The sequence below is a fragment of the Bradyrhizobium sp. LA6.8 genome (genome assembly GCF_040547935.1).
Lineage (GTDB): Bacteria > Pseudomonadota > Alphaproteobacteria > Rhizobiales > Xanthobacteraceae > Bradyrhizobium > Bradyrhizobium barranii.
Map to the genome: position 1 here is coordinate 900,812 of NZ_JBEPQQ010000001.1, position 16,281 is coordinate 917,092.

The window sequence follows — 16,281 nt, forward strand, 5'->3', positions numbered from 1 at the left end:
CAATGACGAGTGGCATGGAGTCGGGGCTCAACCCAGCAGCGAAGCCGTTTGACACGTCGGGCAAAACAGTGGCAAAAAGCGATAATCGTATAATCCGAAATAGATACTTCGGCGCCGATCCCTTGAGGTAACGATGAGCTTCGATCCCGATGAGGTTCAAAGCGCGCTGCGTAAGGCATGGTCGCTGTCGACTTCCAGCCAATGGACGGCGAGCAATCCGGCGGCAGGACAGTGCAACGTCACGGCGCTGCTCGTTCATGAACTCTTCGGCGGCGAGTTGCTGAAAACGCCTCTGCCGGCGGGCGATCATTTCTACAATCGGATCGAAGGACGGCGGTATGACTTCACGGCGAGCCAGTTCGATCAGCCGATTGCCTACGTCGACTTGCTCACAGATCAAGCCGACGCAGAGCCGGGAGCAACGAGCGACCAACTGGCCGAACTCAGAGCCGCTTTTCTGCGGCACCGTACTAGTACTATCCCGGCTGGTGGGACGGCGGGCTTGCCCGGCGTCCGTCAGTCGGCCTCCGGGTCCGACTTCCCGACCAATCGTATCTGCCCCGGATAATCGATCGGCTGCGGATCGCGTATTCCTGCGACGTCTCGGCGAAACTGCTTACCCGCATCCGTCCATCGGCCGAACCGCGTGTTGACGACCTCCATCAGGCCATAATCCGCCAGCGCTTCAATCGCATGTTCGCCAGCAGACACCGAAATGGAGTCCACTTCGTCGCCGTACTCGTCCAGATGCTGGTTGACCATCAGAACAAGCGCGATCAGGAGCTTCTGTTCGCCGTCGGTCATCGGCTGTTACCCCCGCACTGCTCCTTGATGCGCTCGAAGGCATCGATGTATTTGGTGTAGAATTGCTTTGCTCGCGCACCGAGCGCGTACGGCTGGCAGGCTTCATCGGGAAACGGCATCTTGCTCACGTCGGAGTCCAACTGTGAACGCCGCGAATGACAGAATGCCCGCTTCTGCGAACTGAAATGAAGAGAATAGGTGCATCTGTTGTCAGGCGGAGCATCGGCCGGCCCGCGGCAAGCTTCCCACAGCTGATAAGTCCCGTCGAACTTCGTAAAATCCAATTGCACGACGTTGAACCCATCCTTCTCCTGACTTGTGGAAAGAAAGACGCATTTCTTGTCTGGAATCTGACGTATCTCAAGACGCATGCGCCGGTCGCCAAACTCTTCGAGTGTGACGGAATCATCCGCTGTACTGGTCAGCTTGTACGAGTCCTCACCGAACGGTCCATGAATCAGCATCGCGACATCCGGCAAAATCGCACCGGTACTCTTCGATTGTCCGGACTGCGCATGGCTCTCCGATGCGATGAAAATCGTTGCGGCGAGAGCAAAAACGATCCGGCTCAGCGCGCTGCTCCAAACAAGCTTTCGCTTCATGTGACTGGATCCCCGGTGCCGCAGCGGACTTCCGCGCGGCGCGCCCGTCGATGATGAACCGCTCAAGCGTGACTAGGTTGTAAATATAATTGAAACAACCGATAATGCGCGGAATGCTCAATTTTGAATGAAGCGGGCGCAGGATGGTAGGGCGCCGCGTCATCCTGCGAGCTCTTGCCATGCTGTCGCCCTCCCTGAACATGAGGTTTTGACGATGCGTACTGTAATCGCGAGGCCATGGCCGACGCGGGCCCGCCAGATGTTTTCGGAGGAAGGCCAAGGCGGTGACCACCGATCTACAGCTGCGGACCAGATAGTCTAACCTCTCGCTCGGCGCGGAAGACATTGCCATACAGGTTGCTGATCCATTGTCTTCCGCTCGAGGTTACGTTCAAATAACGGATCGCCGTCGGGACTTGCGGTGCGACCTTGGTCCAGTAGAACTGCGGATATTTGTGCACCACGTCCGCGGGTGTGGCGTATCCGAGCGATTTGTTGAGCCCTATCTCTTCGAATTCATAGAAGAGCGCATTTGATTTCTTCATGTAGTTCGGATCGCCGAGCTGGCCGATCAGATCAGCGGCGCGGAGCAACAAACCTTCTTCCTCGTCCAGATCATCCTTGAGTTCGCTCGTTGGTGCGTCTGTATAGGGAAAGCGGGTATATTCGATGGCTTGGGCAACGCGCGCGGCGTCGATCTGGTCGACTGCGTCGAGGCGCTCCACCGCGAACAATTTTGAGCGATCGACGTGATAGGGCGCAAGCGCTGCATCGGAAGAGCCGACCGGCAACTCAACCGTTCGGCCGGTACCATCAACGACATAGGCGCCCTCCTGGTCTCCGTAGATGACGCCCCGAACGTAGCCGATGTCGTGGATCAGACAGGCCAGGATAAAGTGAGCGTAATCGCTGGCCGTGGTTTGCCTCAGAAGTGAGCGGCCGATCAGGATGTCGTGCCCCACCAGCGTGACCAACAGGGTGTGCTCCACGTTGTGATACAATGCATCGCTGTTGCCGATACATTCCAGGGCCAGCTTCGCCGCGTAAGGGAGCAATTCCGGCAAGCTGGCATGCGATGAGCCGAAGCGGCCTTTTGTCTCCGAGATGAGGAACGCACCGAGCGCCTGGGACGTCAGTTCTGGAATTGTTATCATGAGCAAGGTCCTCGTCGACGAACCCCCAATAAGCCTGCTGCAGGATCAGGAGGGAGAGGAGGCCACTGGAAGAATGCGACGCCGAGCTGGAAATTGCCGGGCGCCAGCGAACTGAAAGGCGACGTCGCCGCCTGAAATGGGCTGAACATGACGTGAGGCCAAAGGCGGGGGTGATGCTTGACCTAGATCAACGTGGCTGCGGCGCATGCTACGTCTGCTCGGCAGCAACGCCCGTTCAGGGTGGTCAAAAGCCGGCGTGCGGCGCGAAGGCCAGTCAGCCGGAGGCTGACATCGGCCGACAATTCAGCCATGGCGCCAATTTGTCGCCGGACCGCGCGGCTGGTCCGCCCTAGAAAGCGCGAAGGGTGCACCGGTACGCTCGGGTTCGAATGAACCCCACCCGACGGCGGAGCGACATGTTATTCTGGGTCATTGTATTTATGTGATTATCAGGAGACCGGATCATGATTCCTCAGGATCGGTTTCGCGGCCTTTTTCATAAATATCTGTTCGCGCTTTTCGTGGCTGTCGCGATCCCACTTGCATTCAACGGCGTCATTGAGGCGTGGTTCGGCTATCGCGATCAGCGCGCGAGGCTCGACCAGTGGCTTAGCCTCCAGTCCGCATCCGCGGCCGCCGAAATACACGATTTCATCCACGGCATCACGAGTCAGCTTGGCTGGCTGGTTCAGCTTCCATGGAGTGACGAGTTCGACGAACGCCGGCGGACCGACGCGTTGCGCCTGCTTCGACAAGCGCCCGCCATCGTCAGTCTCACACTCCTCGACGGCAATGGCCTGGAGCGTCTCTACATCTCGCGGATCGGCCTCAATCGTATCGAGAGCCGCACGGACCGATCAGCCGATCCCGCCTTGGTTGGTGCCCGCGCAGCTCAGATCTGGTTCAGCGACGTCAGCTACAATCGAGGCTCCGAACCGTACTTGACGGTCGGGATTGCCGGCAACCGGCCGGCTGTCGGCGCAGTCATAGCCGAAGTGAACCTCAAGCTGATTTGGGACGTGATCTCGGCGATCAAGGTCGGAAAGACCGGCTCCGCCTTCGTCCTGGACCGATCGGGTCGCCTGATCGCCCATCCCGACATCAGCCTCGTGCTCCGCGGGGCGGAGGAAGCAACCTCCAAGCCATTTCGGGCTGTGCGGGACGCGATAGGGTCGAAAGCGGGCTTCGCCACGAGCCGGGATGCGCAAGGACACTATGTTGCCGCCAGCGCTGCTCCCGTACAGGGCCCCGACTGGACAGTCGTGGTCGTGCAGCCGCTATCCGAAGCTTACGCGCCGATCTATTCCGCCCTGTGGCGGACGGCAATGCTTCTCGCAATCAGCACCATGCTCGCAGGCATTCTTGCCTATGCATTGGCGCACCGGATGACGGAGCCGATCAAGCTGCTCGAGGAGGGCACGGAGAGGATTGGTGCCGGGTCCTTTGACCACCGCATCTCGATCCACACCGGGGACGAGTTCCAGCGTCTTGCAAACAGTTTCAACAGAATGGCGTCCGAGTTGGCGCTGGCGCAGCAGCACCAGGAGCGCATCGCCAAGCTCAAGCGGTTCCTTGCCCCTCAGGTCGCCGATCTCGTCGATCGAGCCGGCGATGACAGCGTGCTGGACGGCCGCCGTACGGAAGTCGTCGTTGTCTTCTGCGATTTGAGGGGGTTCACCGCGTTTTCAGCAGGCGCCGCGCCCGAGGACGTCATGAGCGTATTGTCGGAATATTATGAAAGCCTTGGCAGGGTCATCACGAAATTCGAAGCGACGCTGATCAATTTCTCCGGAGACGGACTGATGGTGCTGGTGAACGCACCTGTCCCGGTCGAAGAGCCTGCATTGAGAGCCATCGATCTCGCCATCGACATGCAGACGAACGTGCAAGCCCTCATCGCCGGCTGGCGATCGCGTGGCTACCACATTGGTTTCGGAATCGGCCTTGCCAGCGGGCCGGCGACTGTCGGCCGGATCGGATACGAGGACCGGCTCGACTACACCGCCATTGGAAGCGTCGTGAATCTTGCGGCCCGGCTGTGCGCATCTGCCGCAGACAAGGAAATCCTGATCGACGCCAAAGTCGCCGCCGACGTCAAGGGCAGGCGGCCCGTTGAGGATCTCGGGGGCCGCGAGATCAAAGGATTTGACGAAGCCATTCCAGTCTTCGGAATATCCTTCGAGGCTCTCGAGCCGAGTGGCAGCGGGATGCCCGGCACAATCCGCTAGAGACTGTCCGCGTATCCGGGGCTATGCTCCGGCAAACGGCTGACGGCAGCGGGTCCGTGGGCATGAGGTGCGCCAACTCTGAAGCAGCAACGCTACGCAGACGCGCCAGACGGCGTGATTTTCTTCTTTGGATGGCAGGCGCCGCGACGTGGACGACCGTCTCGTATGGGCAGAAGCCCTCCATGCCGGTCATCGGATATCTTTGCCCGGAGTCACCCGAGCTCTTTGGCAGTCGACTTGAGGCTTTCCGACAGGGACTGGAGGAAGCCGGCTTCGTCGAGGGGCGCAATGTGGCGATCGACTTTCAGTGGGCCGCCGGACAATATTCTCGATTGCCAGCCCTGGCTGCCGAATTGGTCGCCAGAAATGTAGATCTGATCGTGGCTCCTGGCGGGGCTCCCGTGGCACTTGCCGCGAAGGGTACGGGTACGACCAAGACCATCGTGTTCGAGATGGGCGGCGACCCCGTTCAGCTACGCGTGGTGGACAGCCTGTCGCGGCCGGGCGGAAATATCACGGGGGTATCGAGCCTGAGCGTCGATGTGTCGCCAAAGCGGCTTGAGCTGATGCGCGACCTGTTGCCCACGGCGACCAGATTGGCGGTGGTCGCCAACCCGACAAGTCCGACCGCACCATCACAATTGCAGAAGCTTCAGGCGGCCGCAGAAACCCTGCGGGTTCAACTGCAGATCTATAGCGCAAGCAAGGAGGATGAATTTGAATCCGTGTTCGCGGCCGTTGCCAGGGACGGGCCAGGCGGAGTTGTGTTTACCTCCGACCCTTATTTTGCATTTCGCAGTGCCCGGCTGGCGGCTCTCGCGATGAAATATCAATTGCCCGCAATCACGCAGACCCGAGACTTTCCCGTGGCTGGAGGTTTGATGAGCTACGGAGGAGATTTCATGCAGTCGCACCGTCGCGCGGGTATCTATGCCGGACGCGTTCTGTCGGGCGAGAAGCCTTCCGATCTTCCGGTTCAGCTCGTCACGAAGGTGGAGCTCGTTGTCAATTTGAAGGCAGCGAAACTGCTCGGCCATCCGTTCTCCGCAGCAGTCATTGCCGGCGCGGATGAGGTGATCGAGTAAATCATCATGGGAACGCGCCCAGGTCGGCTTACACGAACCTGACAGGGGGCGTGGGCCAGCCTGCCACGCGCTTTTTCGCTGGCCGAGGCGGCCGGAATGGTGGAAGAGAGCGAAGATGCGGCGCGAGCCGTGATTGCACCGGAACATCCGGCGGGACTGCGATGCGCCTTCTGATCGTCGAGGACAATGTCGAGCTGTCGCGGCTCGTTGCCGCCGGGCTGTCGGCCGCCGGCTACCAGAGCGACATCGTGAGCACCGCGGCCGAGGCACGCGAGGCGGTCAGCAGCGTCAGCTATGCTGCGATGATCCTTGACCTCGGCTTGCCCGACGGCGACGGCCTGTCGGTGCTGCGCGAGCTGCGCCGGCAGATGGAGCCGCTGCCGGTGCTGGTGCTGACCGCGCGCGGCGGCCTACAGGACCGCGTCAGCGGCCTGCGCAGCGGCGCCGACGACTATCTCGCAAAGCCGTTCGCCATGGAGGAGCTGGTGGCGCGGCTGGAGGCGATCCTGCGCCGGCCGGGCCAGCTGCTCGGCCGCTCGCTGCGCCTCGCCAATCTCGTCTACGACACCGAAAGCCGCCAGATCTTCGTCGACGACCAGCCGCGGATCATCTCCGCGCGCGAGACCTCGGTGCTGGAGATCCTGCTGCGCCGGCAGGGGCGGGTGGTGCCGAAGAAGAACGTCGAGGACCATATCTTCGGGCTCGAAGGCGAGGTCGCCTCCAACGCGGTCGAGGTCTACGTCTCGCGGCTGCGCAAGCAGCTCACCGAGCACGGCGCCAAGGTCGTGATCCACACCATCCGCGGCGTCGGCTATCTCATGTCCGAGGAGAAATAGCGTGGCGGCCGCCGGGGCCTATGGCAGATCGCCGACATTCAAATCGTTGATCTGGCGCATCGTGTTCATGCACATCGTGGCGGTCGCGGTGGTCGCGATCTTCCTGCCGCTGGTGCTGTTCTGGCTGCTCAATTCCGAAGTCGACCAGCTGCACCGCGAAGCCATGCGCGCGCAGGCCGAGGTGCTGGCCGAGCGCATTGTCGCGGCGCCGGACGGCCTGCTGACGTTCAACCTGCCGGACAGCCTGCGAGGCCTCTATTCGGAAGCCTACGGCCGCTATCTCTACGACATCCGCGATGCCGACGGCCATTTGCTGTTTTCGTCCCGCCGCAAGACGGGAGCGGCCGCGTCGGCGCCGCCGACACTTTCCGAGACGATTTCAGGCGCCGGCGTCACCCGCATCATCGACGGCAAGATCGTGCGCATCCGCGTGGCCGAGGATCTGGCGCATCGTGACGTCATCATCGACGACATCATCTCGAACTTCTTCCGCCGGGTCGGGTGGATCACCATTCCCATCCTGCTGATCCTGCTCGCCGCCGATATCATCATCTTCCGCCGCGCCATCGCGCCATTGTGGAAGGCGTCGGAGGAGGCCAGCAATATCGGCCCGGCGCGCACCGACATCCGCCTGCCGACGGAACAGATCCCGCGCGAGATCATGCCGCTCGTCACCGCCGTCAACCAGGCGCTCGACCGGCTCGAGGACGGTTTTCGGGTGCAGCGGCAGTTCACGGCGGATGCCGCGCATCAGTTGCGCACGCCGCTCACGATCCTGCGCACGCGGATCGAGACGCTGGGCGATGGCGCCGCAAGGAAGGCGCTGCACGATGACATCGAAGGCATGAGCCGCATCGTCGCCCAGCTGCTGGAGATCGCCGAGCTCGACACCCTGGTGCTCGATCCCGGCGAGACCGCGGACCTGCGCGCCGTCTGTGCCGAGGTGGTCGGCTCCATCGCGCCGTTCGCGATCGCGCAGCACAAGGACATCGCGCTGAAGGGCGCCGACGCGCCGGTGCTGATCCACGGCAATGCGGAGATGCTCCAGCGCGCGATCTTCAACCTCGCCGAAAACGCCATCAAGTTCACGGCGAAGGATACCTCCGTCGACGTCGAGGTGCGCGAGGACGGTTCGGTGCGCGTGCGCGATTGCGGCCCCGGCATCGCTGAGGCCGAGCGCGAGCTGATCTTCCAGCGCTTCTGGCGCGCCGACCGCCAGCGCAGCGACGGCGCGGGCCTCGGGCTCTCGATCGTGCGCGGGGTCGCGGACGATCATGCCGCGACGGTGGCGGTGGAGAATCTTCCGGGCGGCGGCGCGGAGTTCACGCTGCGGTTTCGGCTGGCGGAGAAGACGGCTTCTTCACCCTCTCCCCTTGTGGGAGAGGGTGGCTCGCCGCGATAAGCGGCGAGACGGGTGAGGGGTTCTCTCCGCGAGTCCAACTCTCATTAAAACGTGCGGATAGAGACCCCTCATCCGGCGCTTCGCGCCACCTTCTCTCACAAGGGGAGAAGGGAAGAAAGCGGCGCGCTATTTCAGCTTGCCCGTGGACAGATCCATGATCATGCGCGTGGCCAGATAGAGCCGCGGCACGATGCTGTTGATCTGCACATATTCGGCATCGTTGGAGTGCGCGCCGAAGCCTGACAGGCCCATGCCTTCCACCACGGCGCCGCTGGTCTTGAGCGCGGCAAACGCGGCGTCGGTGCCGCCGCCGGTCGCCTTCTCGTCGACCTTGAGGGACAGTCCGATTTCCCCATAGATTGTCTTGCCGTAGGCTGCGACGCGGCGCGAGGCGTCGTTGGCCTCCAGCGGCGGGCGGCGCACCTCGAATTTCAAGTCGACCCTGGAGTCGGGCAGCAGGCGATTCTTGATCTTCTCCTGCAGCGCCTTCTGCAATTCGTCGAAGTCGGCGACCTTGAGCGCACGCGCATCGGCCTGGGCCGAGGCGTCGGCCGGGATCACGTTGCGGTTGGTGCCGGCCTTGGAGACCGTCCAGTTCAGCTTCAGGCCCTGCTCGGGCTTGGACAGGTCCTTCATCTGCAGCACCTGGTGCGAGAGCTCGTACAGCGCGTTGACGCCGCCCTCGGGCCGCGCGCCGGCGTGCGAGGACTTGCCGTGCACCGTAAGATAGGCCGAGCCGATGCCGCTGGTGGCAAGGCGCAGTGTGCCGTCGGTGCCGCCGCCCTCGAACGAGAACACCACGTCCTGATCCGCGGCGAATTTGGTGATGGTGCTGCGCCAGCCGGGCGAGGAGATCTCCTCGTCGCCATTGGTGAGCACCGTGAGCGTGCCGTAATCCCTAAAATTGAGTTTCTGGAGCATCGCCACGGTATGGAGAATGAGCGCGACGCCCTGCTTGTCGTCGGCAATGCCGAGGCCGTAGGCCTTGTCGCCGTCGACGCGGAACGGCTGGTCCTTCAGCATGCCCTTCAGGTACACCGTGTCCATGTGGGCGATCAGCATGATCTTCTTGCTGCCGGTGCCCTTGAACACGGCGTGCACGGCCGGGCCGATTGTCTCGGGCGTGTCGTCGAGGCGATAGACATCGGTGGGGTGTAAAATCTCCACCGTGCCGCCGAGCTGCTTGAGCTGGCCGGCAACGCGCTCGGCGATCTGGTTCAGGCCGTCGATGTCCTTGCTGCCGGATTCGATGCTGACGAGATCGCGCAGCGTGTCGAGCAGCGGCTGCTGCTCCTTTTGCGCCAGCGCATGGACATCGCTCATCGGTTCCGCATGCGCAAGCGTTGCGGCACATGCCAGCCAGAGCGATGCGATCAAGGGAGCGAGCGACGGAGCAGGGAGCGATCGGGACATGCGCGGCGGTCCATCAGTTGGAGGATGGCCCGGTATGCCCGTGTTTGCGTTGCTTGTCACGTGTGGGTCACTTCACCCTCTCCCCTTGCGGGAGAGGGTGGCTCGCCGCGATAGCGGCGAGACGGGTGAGGGGTTGTCCCCGCGGGTCCAACGCTCATTCGAGTGCGCGGAGAGAACCCCTCATCCGGCGCTTCGCGCCACCTTCTCCCGCAAGGGGAGAAGGAAGAAAGCGCGGCCGCTACTTCTGCGGTGGTCCGAGATCCAGCGGCGGCAGGTCGATCTGCGGCACTTCGATCTTGACCTTGTCGAGATCGACGTTGAGCGGCTTGTCGAGCAGGCCCGTCACCGTGATCGGGAAGATGATCACGAGCAGCACCATGATCAGCTGCAGGCCGATCCAGGGGATTGCACCCCAATAGATGTCGGAGCTCTTCACTTCCTTCGGCGCCACGCCGCGCAGATAGAATAGCGCGAAGCCGAACGGGGGATGCAGGAACGAGGTCTGCATGTTCACGCACAGCATCACGCCGAACCAGATCAGCGCCGCGTCCGGTCCCACCACCGGGGCGAGGACCTTCTGCGCGATCGGCGCGATCATCGGCAGGATGATGAAGGCGATCTCGAAGAAGTCGAGGAAGAACGCCAGGAAGAAGATGAAGAGGTTGATGAAGATCAGGAAGCCCCACACGCCGCCGGGCAGCGAGGTCAGCAGATGCTCGAGCCAGACGCCGCCGGAGACGCCGAGGAACACCACCGAGAAGCAGGTCGAGCCGATCAGGATGAAGGTGACCATGCAGGTGAGGCGCATGGTGGACTCGTAGCCCTGCTTGATGAGGTCGCGCAGCTCGGGGATGCGCGCGGCCTGGATGCAGATCCAGGCCACGGCGAGATAGGTGACTGCGAACGAGAGCCTGAAGACCAGGTTCTCGGTGAACAGCATCGCGACGATGGTGCCGACGCCGGCGGCGATCACGCCGCCGATCAGGATCATGCGGTCCTTCGAGGTGAAGTCCTTGTGATGGATCGCGGCGAGCACGATGGCGCCGACCGCGCCCATGGCGCCGGCTTCCGTCGGGGTCGCAAGACCCATCATCATGGTGCCGAGCACGACGAAGATCAGCACGGCCGAGGGGATGATGCCCATCAGGCACTTCTTCCACAGCGCCCAGCCGGTCAGGGTGCGCGCTTCCTTCGGCACCGGCGGCACGTGGCTCGGCTTGATCAGGCCGAGGATGAAGGTGTAGCCGGCGAACAGCATGATCTGGAACACCGACGGGCCCCAGGCGCCGAGATACATGTCGCCGACCGACTTGCCGAGCTGGTCGGCGAGCACGATCAGCACCAGCGAGGGCGGCACCAGCTGAGTGATCGTGCCGGAGGCCGCGAGCACGCCGGTGATGTAGCGCATGTTGTAGCCGTAGCGGATCATCACCGGCATCGAGATCAGCGCCATGGCGATGACCTGCGCCGCCACCGTGCCGGTGATGGCGCCGAGGATGAAACCGACGATGATGACGGAATAGCCGAGGCCGCCGCGGACCGGGCCGAACAGCTGGCCCATCGAGTCCAGCATATCTTCGGCTAGTCCACATCTCTCTAATATGGCGCCCATGAAGGTGAAGAACGGGATCGCGAGCAGCAGCTCGTTGGAAAGCACGCTGCCGAACACGCGGCCGGGAATCGCCTGGAGGAAGTTGAGGTCGAAGAATCCGAGATGGATGGCGAGGAAGCCGAAGGAGAGGCCGACCGCCGCGAGCGTGAATGCGACGGGGAAGCCGATCAGCATCGCCAGAACCAGGCCGCCGAACATCAGCGGCGGCATCATTTCCAGCGTAATCATTGGGTCGGCCTCTCGTACTTGGCGTCGATCGTCACATAGCCCTGGAGAGCCGCGATTCGCTTGATGACTTCGGAAACACCCTGGAGCGCCAGCAATACGAAGCCGGCGGGGATCACGAACTTGATGGGCCAGCGGATCAGGCCGCCGGCATTGCCCGACATCTCGCCGACGTTATAGGCCTGCATGAAGAACGGCCAGGACAGATAGGCGAGCAGGAGGCAGGAGGGGATCAGGAAGCAGAGCGTGCCGATCATGTCGAGCCAGAGCTGGCCGCGTTCCGAGAGCGTGAGGTAGAAGATCTCGACGCGGACATGCTCGTTGCGCTTGAAGGTGTAGGACGCGCCGAACATCACCAGGATGGCGAACATGTACCATTGCAGCTCCAGCCAGCCGTTCGAAGAGTTGCTGAAGGCATAGCGGATCATGGCATTGGCCGCGCTGACCAGGCACGCCAGCAGCACCAGGATGTTACAGACGTACCCAATCTTTTCATTGAGGGCGTCGATGGCGTTGCTCACCGCCAGCAATGGACGCATCTTACTTTCTCTCCGTCGCCGTCGCGGCCCAACACTTTACGGGAGGCTTCAGCACGCATCGCCTGGCCGGCGTGCGAAAAGCACGCGACCGCACGGACAATATTCCGGAGCGATTGCGGCGTCAGTCCTCCCCTCGTGCCTTGCCGTCTTGACCGCGACCGCCAAAGGGGCGCGGCCGGCTTATTGCTGCCGGGCAAGCAAAGGCGGCTGCACCAAACCAGCGGGCTTGTGCGCCGTCAATCGGAAAATGGGCAAATTGACGCCGAGTCAAAAGCTTATGGCGGGGAGGGCGCGAATCCCTCAGCCGCCCGTGACGCTCATGTGCCTGGAGACGCTGGGGCGGTCGTGGCGGCGGTCGATGATGAAATCGTGGCCCTTGGGCTTCAGCCCGATGGCGCGGTCGATCGCATCCGCAAGCAGCATGTCGTCGTCAGATGCACGCAGGGGTTTGCGCAAATCTGAAGCATCCTCGTGGCCGAGGCAGGTGTGCAGCGTGCCCGTGCAGGTGATGCGCACCCGGTTGCAGGATTCGCAGAAATTATGGGTCATCGGCGTGATGAAGCCGAGCTTGCCGCCGGTCTCGGCAACGCTGACATAGCGCGCCGGCCCGCCGGTGCTCTCGGCCAGATCGGTCAACGTGAATTGCTGGGCGAGCCGCGCGCGCACCAGCGACAGCGGCAGGTACTGGTCGATACGGCCCGAGCCGATCTCGCCCATCGGCATGACCTCGATCAGCGTCAGGCCCATGCCCTTGCCGTGCGCCCAGCGCATCAGGTCGGGAAGCTCGTCCTCGTTGAGGTTCTTCAGCGCCACCGCGTTGATCTTCACGCCAAGCCCAGCGGCGCGCGCGGCTTCGATGCCCTCCAGCACCTTGTCGATCTCGCCCCAGCGGGTGATCTCACGAAATTTCTTGGGATCGAGCGTGTCGAGCGAGACGTTGATGCGGCGGACGCCGCAATCGGCGAGCTCCCGGGCGTGTTTCGCAAGCTGGGTGCCGTTGGTGGTCAGGGTCAGCTCGCTCAAGGCGCCGCTCGAAAGGTGGCGGGACAGCGAGCGCACCAGCGTCATCACGTTGCGGCGGACCAGCGGCTCGCCGCCGGTGAGCCGCAGCTTCTTCACGCCCTTGGCGATGAAGGCCGTGCAGAGCCGGTCGAGCTCCTCCAGCGTCAGCAGGTCCGCCTTGGGCAGGAACGTCATGTCTTCCGACATGCAATAGAAGCAACGCAGATCGCAGCGGTCGGTGACGGATACGCGCAAATACGAGATGGTCCGCCCGAACGGATCGGTCATCGCGCTCGACAGCGCGTCGCGGGGGCTCGCTGCTGCGAGAGGGCTCGCGGAAGGTCCGTTCATACCAGATGCCTTGCCAAATGCCTTGTCACTTACGGCGACGGGCGCACCTTTGCTTCAGTGGTGCTCTGGAAGCAATCTAAGCATCGGACGCGGTTAGGACAATCGGGTGGTATACGTAATCAGCGCCTGGATCAGCGCTTTCCTGCGTTCGGATCGGGGAACGGCGAGCCCGCCACCGCAGCAGGTGCAGCATCCGCAGGGGCCGCAGCGGGTGCGGCATCCGCAGGGGCCGCGGCGGCTGCGGCCGGCTTCGGCTTCTTCGGCCGGTGCGGCTTCTTCACAGGCTTGGGCGGCACTGCCGGCTGGAGTTCCGCGAACACCGGATTCGGGTCGGTGGTGACCGAGGCGGGCGTGGTGAAATCCCCGGGATTCTTGATCACGTTCACCGGCACGCTCGCCGGCTGATATTTCGGCAGCGCGAAAGCGACGGTGAACGGCGCGTCGGGGGCGGGAACCGAGACGGAGCAGGGGGTCTTGCAACCCGCACCCAGCGAGGTCGTGGCGTCAGCCCCCGGAGGATTGGATTCGAGCCGGACCTGGACGGTCGGCGGCGCCGATTTGAACATGTCCCAAGACATCGAGGAGCAGCCACCAAGGCTCGCTCCCGCTAGCGCAATCGCGATGACACGACGCATGACCACCCACTTCTAACTGCGACGAACCGCCACATCCCCGGGCGAACCTACGAGCGTCGTTCCAAGCAAGCAACCGGCGCGCTGCGCATAGTTAATAGATGGTTAACGCAGGGTTCCGTAGAATATGGCAGTTATCTCAGAGGCTTGTGGTTCCTAGGCAGTCATCAGGCTGTGGGCCGCGGCCGGCAGGTCGCGCATGTGATGGATCAGCCGGTCCGGCTTCAGCTCGGCGATCGGCACGTCCGTATAGCCGAAGCTGACCCCGATCACGGGCACCCCGGCGCGCCGGGCCACGCCGACGTCGGTTCCGGCATCGCCGACCATGATACTGGCTTTGACCGCTCCGCCGGCGCGCGCCACGGTCTCGCGGAAAATGGTCGGATCGGGCTTCTGGACGCCAAAGGTGTCCGCGCCGCAGATCGCTGCAAAGCGGCGGGTGAGGTCGAGCTGGTCCAAAAGCCGCTTCGACAGCCATTCCAGCTTGTTGGTGCAGACCGCCAGCCGGTGGCCCTGGGCGGCAAACTGGTCGAGCGCGGCCTCGAGCCCTTCGAACGGGCGGGATTCGACCGCGATATGGTCGGCGTAATAGGCGATGAAATCCGCCGTCATCCGGTCCATGTCCGCCGGCGTGACCATGCGGCCTTCGGCCTCCAGCCCCCGTTCGATCAGCTTGCGGGCGCCGGCGCCGATCATGTTGCGGGCCGAGGCCATCGGCACGGGCGGCAGCCCTTCGCGGTCGAGCACGAAATTCAGCGCGGTGATCAGGTCGGGCGCCGTATCCACAAGCGTGCCGTCGAGATCGAAGACGAGGGTGTAAGGGGAGGTCATGGTCCCAGCGCTATCGGGCCGGCCGGATCGGCGCAAGGGCCGAAGCCATAAGTTCACCTTATAAGATCGGCCCGGAGGCCTGTTCCGGCGGGAAAAACGAGGCTACATAGGCCGCCGCAAGCAACCTATCGGCGGCACACTCTAAAATTCAGGGGCGGGCGCATCGTGAACATGGACCAGTTGAAGCGGCAGGCTGCGGCGCGCGCCCTCGAGGAGGTGCGTGACGGCATGCAGCTCGGGCTCGGCACCGGCTCGACCGCCAAGCATTTCGTCGAGCTGCTCGGCGAGCGCGTGCAGGCCGGGTTGAAAGTGATCGGCGTGCCGACCTCGGAGGCGACGCGCCTCGATGCCGAGCGCTGCGGTGTGAAGCTGACGACGCTGGACGAGATCGATCATCTCGACCTCACCGTCGACGGCGCCGACGAGATCGATCCCGACTTCAACCTGATCAAGGGCGGCGGCGGCGCGCTGCTGCGCGAGAAGATCGTGGCGGCCGCCTCGGATCGCATGATCGTGATTGCCGACGACAGCAAATGGGTGCCGACGCTCGGCCGCTTTCCGCTGCCGATCGAGGTCATCCCGTTCGGGCTCGGCGCGACGCGCCGCGCGATCGAGAAGGCATTTGCCGAATGCGGCGTTTCCGGGCAAATGGCGGTCCGCAAGGCCAAAGGCGGCGACAAGGATGGCCACGTTTTCGTCACCGATGGCGGCCACTGGATTCTCGATGCTCAGCTCGGACGCATCGTGGATCCGCCTGGCCTCGCCAAGGCGTTGAGCTCGATCCCCGGCGTGGTCGAGCATGGCTTGTTTATCGGCTTGGCCAGCTCGGCCGTTTTGGCGGGCGGCGAGGGAATTCGCGTGATTGAACGGCGTAAGCCGAAAGGAGACTAGGAATGAAGAGCGTATTGAGATTCTTGCCGGCCGCGACGCTTGCTGCTGGACTGGCCGTCTCGGCGGTCCCGGCGATCGCGCAGCAGGCCGCGCCGGCCCAGAAGGCTGCTCCCGCGCCGGCCCCGCCGAAAGCCTCGCCTGCGGCGATCGCGGCGGCCAAGGAGATCCTGCAGATCAAGAACGCCACCGCGATGTATCAGGGTGCCGTGCCTGGCATGGTCGAGAAGACCAAGATCACGCTGATCCAGCAGAATCTCAACTACCAGAAGGAGCTCAGCGAGGTCGCGCCGATCGTGGCCCAGCAGCTCAACGGCCGCCAGAACGAGATCGGCGAAGGCATGGCGCAGATCTATGCCAGCGAGTTCACCGAGCAGGAACTGAAGGACCTCGTCACCTTCTACAAGTCGCCGCTGGGCAAGAAGCTGATCGACGCCGAGCCGCGCGCCATCGGCCTCAGCATGGCCTTCATGAACTCCTGGGCCCAGAACTTCTCCGAGACCGTGATGGGTGCCTTCCGTGCCGAGATGCGCAAGCGTGGCAAGGAAATCTGACAGTACCTATCTGATCAGAAATCCCTAAAGCGCGTCATCGCGCTTTAGGGTGTTATTTGCGCATGGTCCTATCGGAGAACCGCTGCACACGTCTCCGGATCATGCGCTGAAAGAAGAGGTCGG

Annotated in this window: 16 protein-coding genes; 7 read left to right on the forward strand and 9 right to left on the reverse strand. The window is 63.1% G+C overall.

The window, feature by feature from the left end; all coding sequences use genetic code 11:
• Positions 1-133: 133 nt before the first annotated feature.
• Positions 134-568, forward strand: coding sequence for a YunG family protein (locus ABIA90_RS03815; RefSeq protein WP_354117348.1), 435 nt, complete (start codon positions 134-136; stop codon positions 566-568).
• On the opposite strand, the gene ABIA90_RS03820 is transcribed toward ABIA90_RS03815, so the two are convergent.
• The 3 genes from ABIA90_RS03820 to ABIA90_RS03830 form a co-directional block, all read right to left on the reverse strand.
• The gene (locus ABIA90_RS03820) at positions 517-804 is read right to left on the reverse strand and encodes a hypothetical protein (RefSeq protein WP_208086091.1); all 288 of its coding nucleotides are present in this window, start codon (positions 802-804) and stop codon (positions 517-519) included. The genes ABIA90_RS03815 and ABIA90_RS03820 overlap by 52 nt on opposite strands.
• Positions 801-1,406, reverse strand: a complete 606-nt coding sequence (locus ABIA90_RS03825) for a hypothetical protein (protein ID WP_354117349.1) — start codon at positions 1,404-1,406, stop codon at positions 801-803. The genes ABIA90_RS03820 and ABIA90_RS03825 overlap by 4 nt, the downstream gene beginning before the upstream one ends.
• 296 nt (positions 1,407-1,702) lie before the next feature.
• Positions 1,703-2,560, reverse strand: a complete 858-nt coding sequence (locus ABIA90_RS03830) for a hypothetical protein (protein WP_063984030.1) — start codon at positions 2,558-2,560, stop codon at positions 1,703-1,705.
• Between the two features lie 464 nt (positions 2,561-3,024).
• On the opposite strand from ABIA90_RS03830, the gene ABIA90_RS03835 reads away from it, so the two are divergent.
• From ABIA90_RS03835 to ABIA90_RS03850, 4 genes are all read left to right on the forward strand, one after another.
• Positions 3,025-4,788: a cache domain-containing protein gene (locus ABIA90_RS03835; protein WP_354117350.1), complete on the forward strand. Its 1,764-nt coding sequence runs from the start codon at positions 3,025-3,027 to the stop codon at positions 4,786-4,788.
• Positions 4,789-4,919: 131 nt separating this feature from the next.
• Positions 4,920-5,873 carry an ABC transporter substrate-binding protein gene (locus ABIA90_RS03840; RefSeq protein ID WP_502916619.1) on the forward strand — a complete coding sequence of 318 codons (954 nt, stop codon included), beginning with the start codon at positions 4,920-4,922 and terminating at the stop codon, positions 5,871-5,873.
• Positions 5,874-6,034: 161 nt separating this feature from the next.
• Positions 6,035-6,709 carry a response regulator transcription factor gene (locus ABIA90_RS03845; protein WP_028146749.1) on the forward strand — a complete coding sequence of 225 codons (675 nt, stop codon included), beginning with the start codon at positions 6,035-6,037 and terminating at the stop codon, positions 6,707-6,709.
• Between the two features lies 1 nt (position 6,710).
• Entirely contained in the window at positions 6,711-8,111 is a 1,401-nt protein-coding gene (locus ABIA90_RS03850) for a sensor histidine kinase (protein WP_354117352.1), read from the forward strand.
• 126 nt (positions 8,112-8,237) lie between these two features.
• On the opposite strand, the gene ABIA90_RS03855 is transcribed toward ABIA90_RS03850, so the two are convergent.
• The 6 genes from ABIA90_RS03855 to ABIA90_RS03880 all read right to left on the reverse strand — a co-directional run bounded on the left by ABIA90_RS03855 (position 8,238) and on the right by ABIA90_RS03880 (position 14,716).
• A complete protein-coding gene (locus ABIA90_RS03855; RefSeq protein ID WP_354117353.1) occupies positions 8,238-9,524 on the reverse strand; it encodes a M20/M25/M40 family metallo-hydrolase in 1,287 nt (428 codons plus the stop codon).
• Positions 9,525-9,762: 238 nt separating this feature from the next.
• On the reverse strand, positions 9,763-11,364 hold the full coding sequence (locus ABIA90_RS03860; protein ID WP_063984025.1) for a TRAP transporter large permease: 1,602 nt from the start codon (positions 11,362-11,364) through the stop codon (positions 9,763-9,765).
• Positions 11,361-11,900 (reverse strand): TRAP transporter small permease subunit, encoded by a 540-nt coding sequence (locus ABIA90_RS03865; protein WP_014496195.1) that lies wholly within the window; start codon positions 11,898-11,900, stop codon positions 11,361-11,363. The genes ABIA90_RS03860 and ABIA90_RS03865 overlap by 4 nt, the downstream gene beginning before the upstream one ends.
• 300 nt (positions 11,901-12,200) lie before the next feature.
• Positions 12,201-13,253: a GTP 3',8-cyclase MoaA gene (moaA, locus tag ABIA90_RS03870; protein ID WP_085404869.1), complete on the reverse strand. Its 1,053-nt coding sequence runs from the start codon at positions 13,251-13,253 to the stop codon at positions 12,201-12,203.
• Between the two features lie 131 nt (positions 13,254-13,384).
• A complete protein-coding gene (locus tag ABIA90_RS03875; protein WP_354117354.1) occupies positions 13,385-13,888 on the reverse strand; it encodes a hypothetical protein in 504 nt (167 codons plus the stop codon).
• Positions 13,889-14,041: 153 nt separating this feature from the next.
• On the reverse strand, positions 14,042-14,716 hold the full coding sequence (locus tag ABIA90_RS03880; protein WP_063984022.1) for an HAD-IA family hydrolase: 675 nt from the start codon (positions 14,714-14,716) through the stop codon (positions 14,042-14,044).
• Between the two features lie 165 nt (positions 14,717-14,881).
• On the opposite strand from ABIA90_RS03880, the gene rpiA reads away from it, so the two are divergent.
• Both rpiA and ABIA90_RS03890 read left to right on the forward strand, forming a co-directional pair.
• Positions 14,882-15,607 carry a ribose-5-phosphate isomerase RpiA gene (gene rpiA, locus ABIA90_RS03885; protein ID WP_028146742.1) on the forward strand — a complete coding sequence of 242 codons (726 nt, stop codon included), beginning with the start codon at positions 14,882-14,884 and terminating at the stop codon, positions 15,605-15,607.
• Between the two features lie 2 nt (positions 15,608-15,609).
• Positions 15,610-16,158, forward strand: a complete 549-nt coding sequence (locus ABIA90_RS03890) for a DUF2059 domain-containing protein (RefSeq protein ID WP_071915171.1) — start codon at positions 15,610-15,612, stop codon at positions 16,156-16,158.
• The last annotated feature ends 123 nt before the right edge of the window (positions 16,159-16,281 follow it).

Bases quoted from the DNA above. Each gene is read 5' to 3' on its own strand.
- ABIA90_RS03880 (WP_063984022.1), bottom strand. From the start codon at position 14,716: ATGACCTCCCCTTACACCCTCGTCTTCGATCTCGACGGCACGCTTGTG.
- ABIA90_RS03820 (WP_208086091.1), bottom strand. From the start codon at position 804: ATGACCGACGGCGAACAGAAGCTCCTGATCGCGCTTGTTCTGATGGTC.
- ABIA90_RS03865 (WP_014496195.1), bottom strand. From the start codon at position 11,900: ATGCGTCCATTGCTGGCGGTGAGCAACGCCATCGACGCCCTCAATGAA.
- ABIA90_RS03835 (WP_354117350.1), top strand. From the start codon at position 3,025: ATGATTCCTCAGGATCGGTTTCGCGGCCTTTTTCATAAATATCTGTTC.
- ABIA90_RS03845 (WP_028146749.1), top strand. From the start codon at position 6,035: ATGCGCCTTCTGATCGTCGAGGACAATGTCGAGCTGTCGCGGCTCGTT.
- ABIA90_RS03855 (WP_354117353.1), bottom strand. From the start codon at position 9,524: ATGTCCCGATCGCTCCCTGCTCCGTCGCTCGCTCCCTTGATCGCATCG.
- ABIA90_RS03825 (WP_354117349.1), bottom strand. From the start codon at position 1,406: ATGAAGCGAAAGCTTGTTTGGAGCAGCGCGCTGAGCCGGATCGTTTTT.
- ABIA90_RS03840 (WP_502916619.1), top strand. From the start codon at position 4,920: ATGGCAGGCGCCGCGACGTGGACGACCGTCTCGTATGGGCAGAAGCCC.
- ABIA90_RS03890 (WP_071915171.1), top strand. From the start codon at position 15,610: ATGAAGAGCGTATTGAGATTCTTGCCGGCCGCGACGCTTGCTGCTGGA.
- ABIA90_RS03815 (WP_354117348.1), top strand. From the start codon at position 134: ATGAGCTTCGATCCCGATGAGGTTCAAAGCGCGCTGCGTAAGGCATGG.
- ABIA90_RS03860 (WP_063984025.1), bottom strand. From the start codon at position 11,364: ATGATTACGCTGGAAATGATGCCGCCGCTGATGTTCGGCGGCCTGGTT.
- moaA (WP_085404869.1), bottom strand. From the start codon at position 13,253: ATGAACGGACCTTCCGCGAGCCCTCTCGCAGCAGCGAGCCCCCGCGAC.
- ABIA90_RS03875 (WP_354117354.1), bottom strand. From the start codon at position 13,888: ATGCGTCGTGTCATCGCGATTGCGCTAGCGGGAGCGAGCCTTGGTGGC.
- ABIA90_RS03830 (WP_063984030.1), bottom strand. From the start codon at position 2,560: ATGATAACAATTCCAGAACTGACGTCCCAGGCGCTCGGTGCGTTCCTC.